Annotated in this window: 20 protein-coding genes; 6 read left to right on the top strand and 14 right to left on the bottom strand. The window is 70.8% G+C overall.

All coding sequences use genetic code 11. The features are described 5' to 3' along the window. The first annotated feature begins 10 nt into the window (after positions 1-10). The 3 genes from AMK26_RS03190 (at position 11) to AMK26_RS03180 (ending at position 3,138) form a co-directional block, all read left to right on the top strand. Positions 11-259, top strand: a complete 249-nt coding sequence (locus tag AMK26_RS03190) for a phosphopantetheine-binding protein (protein WP_073751640.1) — start codon at positions 11-13, stop codon at positions 257-259. Beyond that, positions 256-1,479: a beta-ketoacyl-[acyl-carrier-protein] synthase family protein gene (locus tag AMK26_RS03185; protein ID WP_073751639.1), complete on the top strand. Its 1,224-nt coding sequence runs from the start codon at positions 256-258 to the stop codon at positions 1,477-1,479. The genes AMK26_RS03190 and AMK26_RS03185 overlap by 4 nt, the downstream gene beginning before the upstream one ends. 102 nt (positions 1,480-1,581) lie before the next feature. Further along, positions 1,582-3,138, top strand: coding sequence for a GMC family oxidoreductase (locus AMK26_RS03180; RefSeq protein WP_073751638.1), 1,557 nt, complete (start codon positions 1,582-1,584; stop codon positions 3,136-3,138). Positions 3,139-3,153: 15 nt separating this feature from the next. Here AMK26_RS03180 and AMK26_RS03175 read toward each other — a convergent pair whose 3' ends face one another. Together AMK26_RS03175 and AMK26_RS03170 are read right to left on the bottom strand one after the other, a co-directional pair. Beyond that, complete coding sequence (locus AMK26_RS03175; RefSeq protein WP_073752976.1) at positions 3,154-4,017, bottom strand: LLM class F420-dependent oxidoreductase; 864 nt, start codon at positions 4,015-4,017, stop codon at positions 3,154-3,156. Between the two features lie 81 nt (positions 4,018-4,098). Beyond that, positions 4,099-5,025 (bottom strand): proline iminopeptidase-family hydrolase, encoded by a 927-nt coding sequence (locus AMK26_RS03170; protein WP_241837776.1) that lies wholly within the window; start codon positions 5,023-5,025, stop codon positions 4,099-4,101. A 259-nt stretch (positions 5,026-5,284) separates the two neighbouring features. Here AMK26_RS03170 and AMK26_RS03165 point away from each other — a divergent pair, with 259 nt between their 5' ends. The 3 genes from AMK26_RS03165 to AMK26_RS03155 all read left to right on the top strand — a co-directional run bounded on the left by AMK26_RS03165 (position 5,285) and on the right by AMK26_RS03155 (position 7,931). Beyond that, positions 5,285-6,319 carry a methyltransferase gene (locus AMK26_RS03165; RefSeq protein ID WP_073751637.1) on the top strand — a complete coding sequence of 345 codons (1,035 nt, stop codon included), beginning with the start codon at positions 5,285-5,287 and terminating at the stop codon, positions 6,317-6,319. A gap of 49 nt (positions 6,320-6,368) precedes the next feature. Next, a complete protein-coding gene (locus AMK26_RS03160) occupies positions 6,369-7,403 on the top strand; it encodes a methyltransferase (RefSeq protein ID WP_198943978.1) in 1,035 nt (344 codons plus the stop codon). Between the two features lie 90 nt (positions 7,404-7,493). Further along, positions 7,494-7,931, top strand: a complete 438-nt coding sequence (locus tag AMK26_RS03155; protein ID WP_073751636.1) for an acyl-CoA thioesterase — start codon at positions 7,494-7,496, stop codon at positions 7,929-7,931. Positions 7,932-8,571: 640 nt separating this feature from the next. Here the strand turns inward: AMK26_RS03155 and AMK26_RS36575 are convergent. The 12 genes from AMK26_RS36575 to AMK26_RS03095 form a co-directional block, all read right to left on the bottom strand. Further along, positions 8,572-9,141, bottom strand: a complete 570-nt coding sequence (locus AMK26_RS36575; protein WP_143608453.1) for a hypothetical protein — start codon at positions 9,139-9,141, stop codon at positions 8,572-8,574. A gap of 54 nt (positions 9,142-9,195) precedes the next feature. After that, complete coding sequence (locus AMK26_RS03145) at positions 9,196-10,281, bottom strand: DUF4192 domain-containing protein (RefSeq protein ID WP_073751635.1); 1,086 nt, start codon at positions 10,279-10,281, stop codon at positions 9,196-9,198. Then, a complete protein-coding gene (locus AMK26_RS03140; RefSeq protein WP_073751634.1) occupies positions 10,278-10,799 on the bottom strand; it encodes a hypothetical protein in 522 nt (173 codons plus the stop codon). Before AMK26_RS03140 ends, AMK26_RS03145 begins: the two co-directional genes overlap by 4 nt. After that, positions 10,796-11,806 (bottom strand): N-6 DNA methylase, encoded by a 1,011-nt coding sequence (locus AMK26_RS03135; protein WP_073751633.1) that lies wholly within the window; start codon positions 11,804-11,806, stop codon positions 10,796-10,798. The genes AMK26_RS03140 and AMK26_RS03135 overlap by 4 nt, the downstream gene beginning before the upstream one ends. A 91-nt stretch (positions 11,807-11,897) precedes the next feature. After that, the gene (locus AMK26_RS03130) at positions 11,898-12,200 is read right to left on the bottom strand and encodes a hypothetical protein (protein ID WP_073751632.1); all 303 of its coding nucleotides are present in this window, start codon (positions 12,198-12,200) and stop codon (positions 11,898-11,900) included. Between the two features lie 61 nt (positions 12,201-12,261). Next, positions 12,262-12,900, bottom strand: coding sequence for a hypothetical protein (locus AMK26_RS03125; protein WP_073751631.1), 639 nt, complete (start codon positions 12,898-12,900; stop codon positions 12,262-12,264). Between the two features lie 296 nt (positions 12,901-13,196). Continuing rightward, entirely contained in the window at positions 13,197-13,784 is a 588-nt protein-coding gene (locus AMK26_RS03120) for a hypothetical protein (protein ID WP_107420870.1), read from the bottom strand. A gap of 115 nt (positions 13,785-13,899) precedes the next feature. Further along, positions 13,900-14,397, bottom strand: coding sequence for a hypothetical protein (locus AMK26_RS03115; RefSeq protein WP_073751629.1), 498 nt, complete (start codon positions 14,395-14,397; stop codon positions 13,900-13,902). Positions 14,398-14,458: 61 nt separating this feature from the next. Then, positions 14,459-14,938 (bottom strand): HU family DNA-binding protein, encoded by a 480-nt coding sequence (locus AMK26_RS03110; protein WP_079277418.1) that lies wholly within the window; start codon positions 14,936-14,938, stop codon positions 14,459-14,461. Between the two features lie 19 nt (positions 14,939-14,957). Then, positions 14,958-15,767 carry a hypothetical protein gene (locus AMK26_RS03105; protein WP_073751627.1) on the bottom strand — a complete coding sequence of 270 codons (810 nt, stop codon included), beginning with the start codon at positions 15,765-15,767 and terminating at the stop codon, positions 14,958-14,960. Positions 15,768-15,800: 33 nt separating this feature from the next. After that, complete coding sequence (locus tag AMK26_RS03100) at positions 15,801-16,211, bottom strand: hypothetical protein (protein WP_073751626.1); 411 nt, start codon at positions 16,209-16,211, stop codon at positions 15,801-15,803. 19 nt (positions 16,212-16,230) lie between these two features. Continuing rightward, positions 16,231-16,959: a hypothetical protein gene (locus AMK26_RS03095; RefSeq protein ID WP_073751625.1), complete on the bottom strand. Its 729-nt coding sequence runs from the start codon at positions 16,957-16,959 to the stop codon at positions 16,231-16,233. Positions 16,960-16,967 lie beyond the last annotated feature (8 nt).

The following is a 16,967-nucleotide window of genomic DNA, read 5'->3' as shown; positions in this document are numbered from 1 at the left end:
GGAACCCCTGATGGCAGCCATGTACGACACGCTCGCCGACATCCTGGTCAACCGTTTCCAGGTGGATCGCTCCGAGATAACACCGGACGTGACCTTCGAGGACCTGGAGATGGACTCACTCTTCCTCGTGGAACTGCTGTTGGTGGTCGAAAAGGAACTCGGCGTGAAGATCAGTGACGACGCCGCGTCGCCGCGCGACACCATCGGCCGGGCGGCCGAGGTGATCGAGGAGCAGGCGGCCGCGGCGACGACGTCATGACCGCTGCTCCCGTCGCCGTCACGGGGGTCGGCCTGGTCACCGCCGCGGGCATCGGCGCCGAGGCGAGCTGGCAGGGCGTCTGCGAGGGCCTGTCGAGGGCCACGTCCGATCCCTCCCTCGAAGGCCTGCCGGTCGACATCTCCTGCACGGTCCCGGAGTTCAGCGCGGCTCGACTCGTCGGCCGCCGCAGCACCCTCGTACACGACAGATTCGTCCAACTGGCCATCGTCGCCGCGCGAGAGGCCGTCGCCGACTCGGGGCTCGACCCGAGGACATGGGACGGCGCGCGCGTCGGCGTCGTCATGGGGTGCGGGCTCGGCGGTGTCTCGACCTGGGAGCGGCAGCACCGGACCATGCTGTCCGAAGGGCCCGGCTCCGTCTCGGCCCTGCTGATCCCCCTGTTGGTGCCGAACATGGTCGCGGGTCACCTCGCGATGGAGTTCGGCGCCCGCGGTCCCAACTTCGTCACCGCGACCGCCTGCGCCTCCGGCGCGACCGCGATCGGAGCCGCGACGCGGTTGCTGCACGACGACAGTTGCGACGTGGTGATCACGGGCGGCAGCGAAGCCGGGGTGAGTCCGCTGATCGTCACAGGGTTCGCACAGATGGGGGCGCTGTCCCGGCGGCGGGACGAACCGGCCGCCGCTTCCCGTCCGTTCGACGTGGACCGGGACGGCTTCGTCATCGGCGAGGGCAGTGGCGTGCTGATCCTGGAACGCGAGGCGGACGCACGGGCTCGCGGGGCTCGCGTACGGGCGAGGATCGCGGGGTACGGCGCCTCCGCCGACGCTCACCACATGACAGCGCCGGACCCGCGGGGCACCGGTGCCCGGCAGGCCCTGGAGGCGGCACTGGTCTCGGCGGGTGTGACGCCGGGCGAGGTCGATCACGTCAACGCGCACGGCACCTCGACGCCGCTGAACGACGCGGCCGAGTCCAAGGTCCTGCACGAACTCCTCGGCGACCGTGCGACGGTCACCTCCGCCAAGGGCGCGGTCGGTCACGCCCTCGGGGCAGCGGGCGCGATCGAGGCGGCGCTGACCGTGCTGACCGTGCAGAACGCGACCGTGCCGCCGACGGCGAACCTGGAGAACCTGGACCCGGAGATCGAACTGGACGTCGTGGCCAAGGGCCCCCGCGCCCAGCGGATCGAGGTGGCGGTGAGCAACTCGTTCGGCTTCGGTGGCCAGAACGCGGTGCTGGTCCTCACCTCCGCGTGAGCACCCCCGGCCCGCGCCCGTCCCTGGCGCGAACCGGACCACAACCCGGACTCGTACTCAACTGGTACCCGTACCCGACGAACCGTCAATGGAGGCCGGCACGTGGCCGAACAGCTCAGCAAGGGTCCCTTCGACGTCATCGTCGTGGGTGCCGGGTCCGCCGGCTGCGTCGTCACGCGCCGGCTGGTGGACCGGGGCGCGAAGGTCCTGCTTCTGGAAGCCGGCGGCGAAGCCACCAACCCTGCCATCGACGACCCGCTGCGGTTCGGTGAACTGTGGTTCGGCGAGCAGGACTGGGCGTACCGCACCACGCCGCAGGAGCACGCGGCCGGCCGCAGGCTGCACTGGCCCCGCGGCCGGGTGCTCGGCGGGTCGAGCGCGCTCAACGCGATGATCTACGCCCGGGGCGCGGCCCTCGACTACGACCACTGGGCCTACCTCGGCAATGACGGCTGGTCCTGGCGGGACGTCCTGCCGGCCTTCCGGGCCATCGAGGACTACGACACCGGGGCGGACGAAACGCACGGTGCGGGCGGGCCGCTGCCGGTGCTCACCAAGTACCACGCGGACCCCATCCACGAAGCGCTGATCCAGGCGGCCGGGGAGACGGGCATCCCCCATCAGACCGATTACAACACAGGCCGTCCCGAGGGAATTTCGAAGATCCAGTTCACCATCGCCGACGGCCGCCGGTGCAGCGCGGCCGCGGCCTTTCTCGATCCGGTCGCCCAGTCGCCCGGGCTTACCGTGGTCACCGGGGCCCGCGCGCGGCGGGTACTCCTGGAAGGCACGCGGTGCGTCGGCGTGGAGTGGCTGCGGGAAGGGATCGTCGAGCGGGCCACCGCCCGTGCGGAAGTGGTGATCAGCGCGGGGGCGATCGAGTCGCCCCGGCTGCTGATGCTGTCCGGCATCGGCGCCGCGGCCGAGCTGCGCTCGGTGGGCATCGACGCGGTGGTCCATCTCCCGGGCGTAGGACACAACCTGCACGACCACGTCCTGGCACCGGTCATCTTCAGCACGGAACGTCCCCTCGGCCGGCCGTCGCCGGGTCTCGGTCCCGCCCAGACGCATCTGTTCTGGCGCAGTCGGCCGGGTCTGCCGGTGCCGGACCTCCAGCCGCTGCACTTCCCGGCCCCCATGTACCAGCCGGGGATGACGGGGCCTCCCAGCGGTTTCACCCTGCAGGCCGGGATCGTCCGGCCGGCCTCCCGCGGATCGATCCGGCTCACCGGCGCGCGGCCGGAGGACGAGTTGCTCATCGACCCCGGCACGTTGCGTACGGCGGCGGATCTGGACAGTCTGGCGGCCGCCGCGGCGTTGTGCCGGGACATCGGACGCTCCTCGGTCCTGCGTGAGGAGTGGGGGGCCCGCGAGCTGTATCCGGGCCCGGAGGCGGGCGAAGGGGCCATGGACCCGGCCCTGCGCGACTATCTGCGGCGTACGGTGACGACCTATCACCACCAGACGGGCACCTGCAGGATGGGGGTGGACGCCGATGCCGTCGTCGACCCGCGGCTGCGGGTGTACGGCATCGAAGGCCTGCGGGTCGCGGACGCCTCCGTGTTCCCGGCGATCACGACGGGCAACACCCACGCGCCCGCGCTGATGGTCGGGGAGCAGGTCTCCTCATTCATCGCAGCCGACCACGGGGCGGCCTAGGGCCGGTCTGTCGGATCAGGCCGGAGCCGCCCCGAGCAGGCGGGGCGCGTGCCGCTCCACGAACTCCTCGAATCCTTGCGGGGTCAGGTCCATGGGCGGGACGACGACGAGCCGGTCCACGCCCAGTTCCGCGTACGTCCTGACTGTCGCGGCGTCCAGCGGCCGGGCCGGGGCCACGGAAACCTTGAGCGGCCGGTCCTGCCGCCCGGCACGGTCGGAGAGCTCCCTGAGCGCGCGCACCTGTGCGGCGGTGGACCGTACGCCGACGAGATAGCCGAACCACTCGTCCGCGTGGGCGACCGCGCGCCGATGGGCCGCGGCGCTGTGTCCGCCGACCACCAGCGGCACCCGGCGCTGGAGGGGCCGCGGACGGGCATCGACGGATGCGAAGCGGGCATACGAGCCGTGGAAGGCGGGTTCGTCCTCGTACCAGAGGGCCTGGATGGCCTGGAGGTACTCGTCCGCCCGTGCGCCGCGGCCGGCCATCGGGACGCCCACGGCGCTCATCTCGGGCTGCAGATAGCCGACGCCGGCGCCGAAGAGCAGCCGGCCCCCGCTGATCACGTCGAGGCTGGCCAGCTGCTTGGCCAGGATCACGGGGTTACGCTGCGGCAGGATGACGCAACCGGTGCCGAGCCGGATCCGTTCCGTGTGGGACGCCAGGTGCGTCAGAGCCACCACCGGGTCGAGCAGGGGGGTGTCGGGATCCAGGGGCGAGTCCTGGGTACGAGGCCGCGGCAGGACGACATGGTCGGCCGCCCACAGCGAGTCATAGCCGAGCTCTTCGGCCCGCCGGGCGATACGGGCCGAGAACGCCGGGTCCGCCGCGGCGTTCATATTCATCCCGAACAGGCCCACCGTCGGCGTAGTCGATGCCATGGCGGTCATGCTAACCACGCCCGGCGCACTGCCGTACCGGATCCGTATCGCATCCGTCCCACCGCCGTCCTACCCGCCGTCTCACGCCGTCCCACTGCTCTGGCGTGCGAGGAACGTTTCGACCACCTCGCGAAAACGGACGGGTTCCTCGAGGTGCGGCATGTGGCTCGACTCCTCGAACAGATGCCACTCGGCCCCGGGCACGCCATGCCGGATCTCTTCGACCGCGCGGGGCGTCACCTCGTCGTGCCGTCCCGATACGAGCAGCAGGGGGACTTCCACCCGGTCGAGCCGGTCGCGGATGTCCCAGTCGCGGAGCGTTCCGGTCATGCTGAATTCGCTCGGCCCCATCATGGTCTCGTACACCGCGGGATTCGCTTCCATGTACGCGAGGGTCCGGAGGAGCCCGGGCGGTACGGGCCGGGCCCGGCAGACATGACGCCCGTAGAAGACCCGTACCGCGGCCTGGTACTCCGGTGAACCGGTGGTTCCCGCCGCCTCGTGGCGCTCTATCGGTTCCCTGATGTCCTGGGGCAGTTCGCTCAGCAGCCGACCGACCTCCTCGCGGTACGTCCGCGACGACGCGAACGCGTCGGCGACGACGAGCGAGCGAAGCCCGGCCGGTCGCCGGACCGCCAGCTCGAGGGCCAGCATCCCGCCCCAGGAGTGCCCCAGCAGGTGGTAGCCACCGGCCATGCCCAGGTGGTCGAGGAGCGCCTGGATCTCTTCCACGAAGAGCTCGGGCGTCCAGAATCCGGCACGGGCGCCCCCGTGGTGTTCCGAGCGCCCGTTTCCGATCTGGTCGTACAGCACGCAGGTCCGGCTCGCGCCGATCGACTCGGCGACCGGGGCGAGGTAGTCATGGGTGAGGCCCGGACCACCGTGACAGATCACCAGCGGAGTCCGGTCGGGCCTCCGGCCGGGCGGTCCCACTACGCGGTACCACGTCCTCCGCCCCTGCCAGTCCACCGTGCCCTCGGTCACGGTCGCGCCGTCCAGTACCGTCAAGGCCGCCTCCACGCGTCGGGTGCTCAGGGCCCCCGCGCCACCGGCGCACGGGCACACGTGGCGCATCGTCGCCGTACCGGCTGACAGCTCACTGACCTGCCGCTGACGGCACCGCCGCGCGGCGGCGCGCGCCCGGCCCGGTCAGCGATCGGTCAGCCACCGGTCAGCCCGCGGGGCCAGGCTGGACCGCGACCGGTGACCGGGAGCCCTCGCGCCCGGTTCACGAGACCACAGTGCGATGCCGTATGGAGGCAGACCCTTGAGCGATGCGACGCAACCGACCCAGGCCACGGAGATCGCAGCAGCAGTGAGGCAGGTCCTCGGCGACTCGCTCGGCTACCTCTACCCCGCGGCACTGCGCGTGGCCCTGCGTACCGACATCGCAGGCCACCTCACCGACGGACCCAAGACCGCCGCCCAACTCGCCGAACTCACCGGCGTACACGCCCCCTCCCTCCACCGCATACTGCGCTTCCTCGCCACCCGCGGCATCTTCCGCGAGGACACGGCCTCAGCCTTCCACCTCACCCCCGCCGCCCACGTCCTGCGCACCGACGTCCCCTACTCCGTACGCTCCACCGCCCTGCTGCTCACGGACGAGATGTACTGGCAGTCGACCGGACGGCTCGAAGACACCGTCCGCGACGGCAGCACCGCCTTCAACGACATCTTCGGCGCCCCCCTCTTCGACTACCTCGCCCAGAACGAGGAGAGCGCCCGGACCTTCCACACCGGCATCGCCGACCTCTCGACCATCGAGCAGGGCGGTATCGCCGGGAGTTACGACTTCCCGGAGACCGGGAAGATCATCGATGTCGGTGGCGGCCCCGGCGGCTTCCTGCGCACCGTCCTCGCCGAGAACCCGGGACTGCACGGTGTGCTGTACGAGCAGGACGCGGTACTCCAGCAGCACCAGCTCGACGACGAGGCGATCGCGGGCCGCTGGGAGACCGCCGAGGGGGACTTCTTCGACGTCGCGCCCACCGGCGGCGACATCTACGTCCTCAAGCGCGTCCTGCACGACTGGAGCGACGACGACAGTCTCCGGATCCTCCAGGCCGTCCGTAAGGCCATGTCCGACCAGGCCCGTCTCCTGGTCATCGACGCCGTGGTGCCGCCCGGCAACGACCCGCACCCGGCGAAACTGTACGACGTGGCGATGATGACGATCTTCGACGGCAAAGAGCGCACCGAGGCGGAGTTCAAGGACCTCCTCGCCGCGGCCGACCTCCGGCTGGTCCGCGTCATCCCGACTCCTGGCACGGTCTCCATCCTCGAAGCCGTCATTGCCTGAGCGGCCGAGAAGCCCCTTGCTCGTGCACACGTCACAGGAAGAGCCCACCTTGAGCGATGCGACGCAACCGACCCAGGCCACGGAGATCGCAGCAGCAGTGAGGCAGGTCCTCGGCGACTCGCTCGGCTACCTCTACCCCGCGGCACTGCGCGTGGCCCTGCGTACCGACATCGCAGGCCACCTCACCGACGGACCCAAGACCGCCGCCCAACTCGCCGAACTCACCGGCGTACACGCCCCCTCCCTCCACCGCATACTGCGCTTCCTCGCCACCCGCGGCATCTTCCGCGAGGACACGGTCTCAGCCTTCCACCTCACCCCCGCCGCCCACGTCCTGCGCACCGACGTCCCCTACTCCGTACGCCCCGCCGCCCTGCTGTTCACGGACGAGATGTACTGGCAGCCGGCGGGACGGCTCGAAGACACCGTCCGCGACGGCAGCACCGCCTTCAACGACATCTTCGGCGCCCCCCTCTTCGACTACATCCAGGGCGAAGGGGAGCGTGAACAGCTCTTCACCGATGCGATGGACACCATGTCCATGACGGAGCAGAGCGGCATCGTCTCGAGCTACGACTTCCCGGAGACGGGCACGGTCATCGATCTCGCCGGCGGCCTGGGCGGCTTCCTGCGCACCCTGCTCGCCGCGAACCCCGGTCTGCGCGGTGTCCTCCTCGAGCGCGAATCCGTGCTCCGGCGGCACAAGCTGGACGACCCGGCGATCGAGGGGCGCTGGGAGACCGCCGTGGGTGACTTCTTCCAGGCCGTACCGCCCGGCGCGGACTTCTACGTCCTCAAACGCATCATCCACGACAAGAGCGACGCCGACAGCGTGCGCATTCTGCGGACCGTACGCAGCGCCATGTCCGAGCAGTCGCGCCTGCTGATCGTCGACGTGGTGCGCCCGGACGCGGACATCTCGCCGTCCGCCACGATTTCCGACGTACTGATGCTGACCGTGTTCGACGGACGGGAACGCAGCGAAGAGGAACTCGAGGAGCTGCTCTCCGCGGCGGATCTCAAGTCGCTGCGCGTCATCCCCACGCCGGGTGCGCTCTCCATCGTCGAGGTGGCCGCGGTCTGACCACGGAACTGGCCGATTCTCCTGCCCGGGAGGGAGCCCCACTGTTACCGTCCAGTATCCCGCTCGTTCCAGCCCACCTTGGAGGCAGGCATGACCCAGCCCGAGACGACCGTGGAGCGCGGCATCGTCGAACCCGGCTACACCCACTTCGACGAGCTCGACTCGATGGGCTTCGTGCACAACTCCCGCTACATGGTCCTGGTGGAACGGGCGTTGACCACTTTCTGGGCGCGCCAGGGTTTCGCGTTCACCGACGGGAAGTACACGCAGCCCGACGTGTTCCTGGCCGTGGCGGAGTTCTCGATCAGTTACCGGGCGCCCATCCGCGGCACGGGTGAAATCGGTGTCCACCTCTGGATAGACAAACTCTCCGACTCCAGCGCGGTCTACGGTTTCCGGGTGCTGTCCGCGGACGGTGGCGTGGTGCATGCCGAGGGGCGGCGGGTGCACATCCGGCTCGACCCCAAGACGCTCCGCCCCACGGCGTGGAGCGACACGTTCAGAGATGTCGCGAAGACCCTGCTCTGACCAGCGGTGAAGGTGCCTCCTACGGCCCCGGGCCTGTCGGCCCGGGGCCGTAGGCACGTCCGCGACCGACCACCGGGACGGCGACCAGCACGGCCGCGGGCCCCAGCAGGCAGGATGTGCGCCGCCCGTGACCAGGAGGCCGGCAGCGGCGTCCTCGGCCGCCGGCTCCCGGTCGTCCAGCGTGAACGCCGCTCGACCGCAGGCGGCCGAGCGGCGTTCGCACTGGTCGAAACGTTTCTGCGGGGCCACCGCGTGGTGGGGCGGGTGGGACTCGAACCCACGGCCGACGGATTATGAGTCCTTTTCGGATCTTCCGATCCGTCCCGACTCTTACCGCGTCTTTCCTATAACCGCAGGTCAGCAGCACTTTGCCGTTCTGGCTCGGTGCCGGCCTTCCTGATCCTTCCGGGTCCTTCCGTCCCCTGCGTGTCCCCTGGCGGTCCCCCGAGAGCCCTCCCGAGGGAGTTACTTGGGGCGCCTGCCTGGATCGACGCAGGTTGAGCGGTGGGGGAAGTCGAGGTCTGGAACTCGCACGCAGCGGAGTGCTTTACCGGCGCAGCGGGTTCCCACCTCCTGTGCCCGGAGGTGGAGCATCGCAGCTTTCCGCAGGTCAGCCGCCTGATCACAGGCTAGCTCGTGGTTACTCTCTTCGGAACCGATCTGCCTGGTTCGGACCCTGCCTACCCCGGTTGCCGTGCAGCACCGCGTTTTCTTCGGCCAGGCGCTTTTGGGCGTGTCGAAGCCGTGCCCGGTGCTTCCTCAGGGCGCGGCGTGTGTTGGTTAGCGCCTTGGCCTGTCGCGCCTCCAGTTCCTCAAGGCGTGCGATCTGACGTTCGGAGTGCGCGATCTCCTCGGTTCGAAGTGTTATCGCTGATCGGCGCGGCGCAGGAGGACGGTTCGGGCCGCGCTTCTTGCTCAACTGGGCTCGGGCAAAGGCGAGGAACTCCGAGCGTGGGACGTACTTCACGCGCCGGTCACCGATGCCAGTGAGGAGAGCGATCTTGGGGAAGTTGGCATGGCGCTTCGCCCAGTTGCTGACTGCTGAGCGGCTGACGCCGACGAGAGCAGCTCCACCAGCGAGGTTGATCAGCTCGTCCTCGCGGCCCCTGTACTCGGGGCGAAGCCATGTGACGGCCTTGGGGTCGCTCACACTGCCTCGGTCCCGTCTGCCACGAACAGCCTCTTGGCGCGGTTCGTCGGTGTGGGTCATGGTCTGGTTCCTGGTGGGGCGGCCCCGGCGCGGGGGCCGGGGCCGCGGTGGTGATCAGCGGTCTCGGAGGGCGGCTTCGTCGTCGGCCTCTTGTTCGCGGCCAGCGGTGCGGCAAATGCCGAGGAAGCCGTCTGCGGGAATGCCCTGGTTGATCGCCGCGTGAAGGTGCTGGGCGAGCCTGTAGGTGCTGTCGATCTCCAGGGCCTCGCGCAGAGCGTGGCGTGCGGTGACGGTGTCGCCCTGCCGCCAGGTCACCCAGGCGAAGAGGGTGAGCAGGGAGGGGGCCAGCTCGGTGTACGGGGGGACGCAGCGGCGGGCGAGGGTGGCCCACATCTGCCGTTCGTACGGCAGGTCCTCTTCCGGTCCGTGGGAGAGGGCGCGGTCGCGGGCGCGCCGGTCCTGGAGGCCGAGGATGATGCGCGCGGCAGGTTCGTCGGTGATGGGGGTGCCGTTGCGCAGATCCTTCAGGGCTGCGCCGATGATGTTGAGGGTGCCTTGGCGGGCAACGAGTCGGCCCCAGGCGGTGCGGTCGCCCTGGAGGAAGTCTGCGCTGGCCTCATGGAGGGCGCGCTGGTAGCGGGCCGCGTTGGTGCGGGTGGGTCGGTACTCGCTGGCGATCTCGCTGCTGGGGCGGCCGGGTATGCGGCCGAGAGCGCGGAGTCGGGCGGTGACGCTCTCGGGGTGGTCGCCGGCGGGCAGTGGTTCGCCTTCGCAGCAGCCGGGCCAGTCGCAGGTGTAGTCCCACCACTTGTCGCCAACGATGCCGAGGACGAGCTTGACGGGGGCGTCTCCGAGTTCGGTGAAGGCGTCGACGGTCCAGTCGGCCATGTGGCCGAGGAGGTGAGCGGTCTCCTCGGGGCTGTGGCCGGGCTGGGGGTTGCGGTAGAGGCAGACCACGACGTCCAGCAGGTCGTGGCCGCGCTCTCGGGTGGAAGCGATGAATTCGGGGGCGGCGGCCTCTGCGACGGCGTGCCAGTGGGTGGGGTCGGTGGGCAGGGGCACGGTCATGGTGGGTCCGGCGGTGCCGCTGTTGACGATGCCGTGGAGGACGAGGGAGTTCTCCGGGGTGTGGCCGAGGAGGAACGGCATCAGCTCGATGAAATCGCTGGGGCTGGCGATGCGCAGGGGTGACGGGTTCATGTTGCGGGTCCTTCCGTTGTGGCGTTGGGCTGTGGTGCGTCGGTGGGCGTGCTGGTGGTGATGTGTTTGGGCTTGCGGGTGAGTGCCGGGATGAGGCGGTCGCGGACGAGGTCGCCGAGGTCGGCAGCCATGGCCTTGCTGGTGCGGGTGGTCAGGACGGCGTGCCAGGTGCGGCCGGGCTGGATGCGGGCGTCGTTGGCGGCTTGCGCTTCGGCCTGCTCGATGTCGGTGCCGTCGGGGATCGGCGGCAGGTCGGGGCCTGCGGTGATCCAGGTCTGGATGGCGAGGCCGCGGGGCTGGACACGGAGGCCGATGCGGTGGCCGTCGGGGTGGTGGTAGGCGGCGGTGCGGTCGGGGGTGTCGGTGTCCTCCTTGGTCCACGGGGGGTCGAGGGTGGGGGCGAGCTGGTCGAGGGGCGGCAGGTCGATCTCGTCGCGGGGTCCGGCGAAGGCCGGGCGTCGGCGGCGGCGCGGTGCCGGGGTGGTCCCGGGTCGGTCGAAGGGGTCGGGTTCGGTCACGCGGCGTTCTCTTTGCTGGGCATGAGTTCGTCGAGGAGGGCGATGGCGCGGCGGTGGGCGACGATCGTGGAGGCGGTCTCCATGTACCGGTCGCGCTGCTCGAAGGCTTCTTTGGCTTCAGCGCGGGTCTTGGCGTAGTCGTCGTCCGGGGCGAGGGAGTCGGCGCAGCCGATAAGGCAGCGCGGGCCGAGGTCCCAGATGATCGCGTTGACGGCGGCGCACCCGGCGGACAGCGAGTCGATGTCGTTGCCGTACCAGTGGAAGTCGTGCGGGTTGAGGCCGAGGTCGCGCAGGCGTTGGGCAACGGAGCGGAACATCGTGCCGGAGCCGACGGCGGGTTCGCGGAAGGACATGCCTGGCTTGGCGAAGTCCTTGTCCACGGTCATGTTGGCGAGCAGGTCGGTGACGCACGCCGGCGTGTGGTACTCGCCGCGCCATTTCTTGTCGCTCTTGTGGCGGAGGCCGGTGAGCAGGGGGCTGAGGACGTCGGCTTCGGAGCGTTGCCAGGGGTCGTCATGACCGGTGAGGTCCATCAGGCCGGTGTTGAGGGCGGCGCGGGTGACGGCGTGGACGGCGCGGAGCTGCTGCTTGTCGGGGTCGGGGTTCCAGGCCCAGTCGTGCAGGCGTATCGCACGGTTGATCAGGTCGGGGCGCTTGATCCAGTGGCCGAGATAGATCTCCTTGAGGAGCTGCGGGAGTTCTTCGGGTTTGAGGTTGAGCACCCAGTCCGCCAGGCCGGGGACGTTGCGGAGCAGCGAGAGCCCGGCGACGGTGCCGAGGGGGACGTCGATGCTGCTGCCGCCGAAGGACTGGTACCAGGCGTCGAGGACGTTTTCCGCGATCTTGCGGGCGTGCTCGTGCGGGTCGCGCGGGGCAGCGTAGCGGCGGGCGGTGATCTTGCCGGTGGGGCGGGCCTTGGACTTGGGCGGGGCCTTCTTCGCCCATGACGGCGCGGGCCGCTCGGCGGTGGCCGGGGCTGCCGCGCGGGGCAAGAAGTCGTCGGACATGGCTGCGGATTCCTTTCTGCAGGCGCGCATGGGGCCGCCCCGGTGCGCGGTGCGCGGCCGGGGCGGCGTGTGGGTGGGGTGGGGAGCGGGATCAGCTGGTCTGCTGGAGGTCCCGGAGGGTGGCGAAGATGCCGCGGATCTCGACGTCGTAGGCAGCGGCGGGGTACCCGGCCTGGCGCAGGCCGTTGATGAGGAACATCAGGGCCGCCTCGTCGGTGTCCATGTCGCTGATGAGCTGGTCGAAGCTGGTGTCGCGCAGCTCGTCGGGGCGGTGCTCGTAGCCGATGCGCAGGGTCTTCTCGATCTCGGCGAGGGTCGCGGCGGTCTGCTTGTCGGTGAGGCCGAGCAGGGCGGCCCAGGCCGCCAGGGTGGCGTCGTCAACGGGGAGCTTCACGGGCTGATGCCTTTCTGGTGGGCCGTGCCCGGCCGCGCGGGGCGGCCGGGCACGGGCGGGGTCAGGAGGTGGGGGCGGTGGGGAAGGGGTTGTCCCGGTGGTCGGGGTGGCAGGCGGCGTACAGGCCGCCGGGGAGGCGTTCGGTGATGACGCCCCATCCGGCCCAGCGCATGACGGCGAGGTAGCCGAGGTCTCCGCCCGCGAAGCCGGTGCGGCCCTTGGCGTCGGGGTCGGGCTTGATGAACACCCAGCCGGGCAGGTCTCCGGTGTCGTCCGGCATGACCTGGAAGCCGGGGCGCAGTTCGTGGACGCCGTCGGTGTGGATGGGCGGCATTCCGGCGGCGGTCAGGATGCGTACGGCGGCCTGGACGTGCGGGTGGCCGTGGCATTCGGGCAGGGTGCCGACGCCGGTGTGAAGGGGGCGCTCGTACGGGAGGCGGCCGACGGCGGCCTTGTAGATGGTCATGAGGAGTTGGGCGTCCTCGCGGCGGCCGGCGTGGCGCATCGCAAGGTTCGCGACGATGGCGATGGAGTGCCGGTCCTGGGTGAACAGGCGGCGGAACTGGTCGAGGGTCATGCCGGTCGTCACTTGCACGCGGGCGAAGGTGTGCGAGGCGAAGCGGACGGCGTATGCGACGTGCTCGGGGTCGAGCCCTATCTGGTGGGCGAGTTCGCGGACTCCGGGCGAGTAGTCGGTCATTGGGTCTCCAAGAGGCGCTTGCGCGTATGGGTGCGCCCCCGGCGGTCGGCCGGGGGCGCGGGGTGCTGCTGGGGTTCGGGGATGGTTAGCGGCGTCCGCCGCATCCGGCGTGGCCGCAGCCGCCGCAGAAGCCGCCGCTGTTGCACTCGCAGCCGCATCCGTGGTTCTGGGTTTCCATTCCAATTCCCCTTTCCATCGGACGTTTCCCGAATTCCTTACTTATATCTTAATGGCAAATACCCCAGAAGCAAGGTATGGCTGACTGAATGCGCATTTAATTTCCGCAATTCAATTTCCTAATTCGCGGCTGCCGGAATGAGATCGGGCCAGCGGACGGCCTCCAGCGCACGGCGGTGCGAGTCGGGTACCGGCACGGTCGGGTAGCCGAGCCAGTCGAGTCCCATCGCGGCGAGGATCGTGGCGTCCGCCTGGTCGTAGCGGCCCGGCCCTTCGCACGGGACGCCGTACCGCTCGACGGCCACCGAGCGCACCATGCCCTTCGCGATCCGGGCCCGGTCCTTGCGCGGGAAGTCCTGGGCCGGGTTGGCCCGGCCGGTCGCGTAGATGGTGCGCCCGTGCGGGGTCACCACGGCGTAGGGGATGCGGTGACGCCACAGGTACTGCGTGACCAGCCACCACAGCCCGGCCAGCTCGTGGTGCCCGGCCTGCCCGCCCTGGGCGTACGCGGCGCCCTCGACGACCACCAGGTCCGCGCCGTCCTTCACGCTCAGCGCGACGGCCGCGACCAGCCAGTCCAGCCGCTCGTGGCTGCGACGCCGTCCGGGCCGGTAGGCGCGTGCCCAGTCCGTGCCCGCGATGCCGGTCGAGGTCAGCGACAGGTCGAGGCCGACGACACGCGGCTGCCACTCCCCTTTCTTCTGCACGCTCGGCAACGTCACCGGGGCGCTTTGGAGTTCGGCGGTCACGCGGCACCTCCGGCCCGCCGGATCACCTCGGCCATCGGCATGGCGGGGACGCTGACCAGTGCCATCGAGCCGCTCACCGCTGCCCCTCGCCTGTCGCGGCACGATGCGTGGTGATCAGGCGCTCCGCTTCGGCCATGGCCGGCCCCTTGTGGCGGTCGACCCACTCGCCGTCATAGCTGCCGACCGGCCCCCACAGGTACCAGCCGGTGTCGTGGTAGCCGTCCTTCGGGTTCCTGCGGCGGTGGCCCAGCTCCCACCAGCCGTCGCGCCAGCGCAACAGGCGCTTCGCGGCCGGGTCGGGCACCCAGCCGGCCCGCTCGGCCAGGGTCTGGAGACGTGCCACGTCGGTGCGCAGCATCGCCGCTTCGGCGGCGGCGTCCAGGTCGCGCGGGGCGGGGCGCTCGCCGCCCGTCTGGTGCGCGGGCGAGGCGGGGCGCAGGCCGAGCTGTCGTACGGCGTCGTCCCTCTGACGCGCGACGCGCCGCAGCAGACCGGCCGAGCCGACTATGCCCCGCTCCTCCAGCCACTTCGCGGTGGCGTCGATCTCGACGCCCACGGAACGGTCGTTCATCTCGAACTCCTTCGGCGGAGCCGTCCCGGCGCGTGCCGGGACGGCTCCCTGGTGCAGCGGGTTACGGGTGGGCGACCTTGGGGGTCTTGGGGTCCTTCTGGATGCAGTTGCCGGACTCGGGCATGGCCCGGCGGCCCGCGACGAGGTCCTGGAACCGGGCACCGGGGCGGAACTTCACGACCCGGCGCTCGGCGATCTCCACCGGCTCACCGGTCTGCGGGTTGCGGGCGGTGCGGGCCTGGCGCACCTGGGGGGTAAGGCTGCCGAAGCCGGTGACGGAGACGACTTCACCGGCGGCGACGGCGCGGACTATCGCGTCGAGCGCGGCCTCCACGGCGTCGGCAGCCTGCGCGCGGTTGCCGGTCGTCTTCGCCACGGCCTGGATGAGCTGGGCCTTGTTCACAGAGGGATTCCTTTCGATTCGGCTGGGCCGCAGGAGTCGAGGGCGGGCGCGCCACGCAGCGGGCCACGGGTTCAGTCCGTAGCCGGGGTCCGCGAGCTGGCCACACACCGGAGCACGGGAGCGCACAACATGATTCATGAATGTCACCTATCTCGGCTCAGTCGGGCAGGCGGACGAGGAACTTGCCGACCGCGAGCACGTGGGAGATGGGCAGGGCGACGGCCGCGTAGTCGGCCGAGATCAACCACGGCTCCTCGCCGGAGCGGGGCCGGGTGGGCACGACCCACTCCGTACCCGTCCGGTCCGCGTAACGCGCCCCGACCTCGAGGAACTGCCCGGCGAAGAGGAACAGGCGGGTGCGCAGCGACGAGGACCATCCCTCGCCCGGCACCGGGCCGTCCCAGCCGTGCGGGGTCTGGAGGCCGAGGAAGTCGGGCCCGGCGGTCACCAGGGTGCCCACCGGTCCCAGGGAGCGGAACTCGATCGCCTCGCCGTTGCTGCCGGCGTTCAGCCACCGGGACAGGTCGTCGGCGCTGAGCTGTACGGGGCGCCCCTGCGCCAGCGGGTGCTCGCGCGCGTCGATCACCAGCCGCAGCAGGGCGCGCCACGGGAGGCGTCCGACGTGGGGTGCGGCGGGGACGGTGAGCTGCGCGACGCCCTCGGTGAAGCGGAGCAGCTGGTGGCCGCGGCTGGTGACGTGCTCGACGGTGACGGTGTCGGACGACTCCAGCCAGCCGCGCAGCGCGGTGGCGTCGTCGTAGCCGACGGGGGCCGTCCACACCTCACCCGCGACGGGAGTGCGGGCGACGGCGAGCGTCCGGTCGCTGCACGCGACGACGTGGAGGTGGCCGGGGGTGCAGTCGAGGATCAGGGCGTCGAGGTCGTTGGCGTCCTCGTCCGCCTGGAAGCGGTGCGGGGCGGCCTGGTCGAGGATGGCCGCCAGGTCGCGGGCTTTGACGGTGAACATGGTGGGTCTCCGCAGGAGTTGTAGGGGTGGAGATCAGGAGCCGGAGGCGCGCTTGCGGGCCCGGCGGGCCTGCTGGGCGAGCCGTCCGGCCTCCAGGCACAGGGAGCAGGCGCGCTCCCCGCGCCGGTTGTGGGCACGGGCACCGGCTTCGGTGCCGTGGGTGATCGGGCGTCGGCCGCGCTCGCGTAGTTCGGCGGGCTGAGCGCCCTCGCAGGTCGCGAGGACCTGCCCGTTGTGCCAGAGCCGCCCGCCGCACACGCCGTCGAACAGGCTCGCGCTCGGCATGACCAGGTCGATGCACTGCGACCGGAACGGGCAGCCCTGGCAGGCCGCGAGGAGGGAGAGGACCAGCGGCTCCGTCGGGGCTTCGGCCACCGTCTCCTCGGACGTGAAGCGGGCGTCCCCGGCGCAGGGGGCCTGGGCGACCCACCCGTTGCCGCTCATCTGCTCCTCCTCCCGTGCGCTAGGCGGTCGGCGGCAGCGGCATCAAGCGGACCTGATCGCTGGTGCTGAGGCCGAACGGGTGGGCGTAGTCACCGGGCAGCGGCATCAGGTGCCGGTCGGCCAGGGCAGGGAGGGCGAGCATCTGGGCGATGAGCCCGGCGAGGGCGGTGTCGCGGGCGGGCGGCCAACCCGGACGGGGGATCCGCACCGGAGTGCCGTCGTCGGCGACGCCTTCGAAGATCTCGATGACCCGCCCGGCCGCGCGTCCGTCCACGACGATCGCGGTCGCCTCCGGGTGGTGCTCGCGGACCAGCTCGGCAACGCGGGCGGCCCGGTCGGCCGGGGGCAACTCCAGCAGCCAGGAGTTGCCGTCGGAGGCAGAGTTGCGGTGGACGGACGCCCACGCCGGAGAGGAGTAGGGAGCGAGCGCAGCCTGCACGTCGGACTCGATCTGGTCCGCGATGTCGTCGAGCGGGTGCTCGTCCTCCCCGTCGCGGTTGTCCCACAGCTCGGGGCAGGTTCCCAGGGGGCTGGGCTGCGCGCCCAGCACGCCGTGCAGGTCGAGGGTGCGGGAGCTGTAGAAGGCGAAGGTCACGTAGACCGCCTCGGGGCAGGCGGCGCGGATCTTTGCGGTGATGTGGTCGAGCACCGCGAGGCAGTACGCCTTCTCGATGCGCAGGCGCTCGGCCTCCAGTTCCTCGCGCTGCGAGCAGAGAATGGTCAACTGGTCGTGCGCTGCCGGTGTCATGGCAGTGA

This window comes from Streptomyces sp. CB03234, assembly GCF_001905885.1.
GTDB lineage: Bacteria > Actinomycetota > Actinomycetes > Streptomycetales > Streptomycetaceae > Streptomyces.
This window is presented reverse-complemented; position numbering and strand designations above follow the sequence as displayed.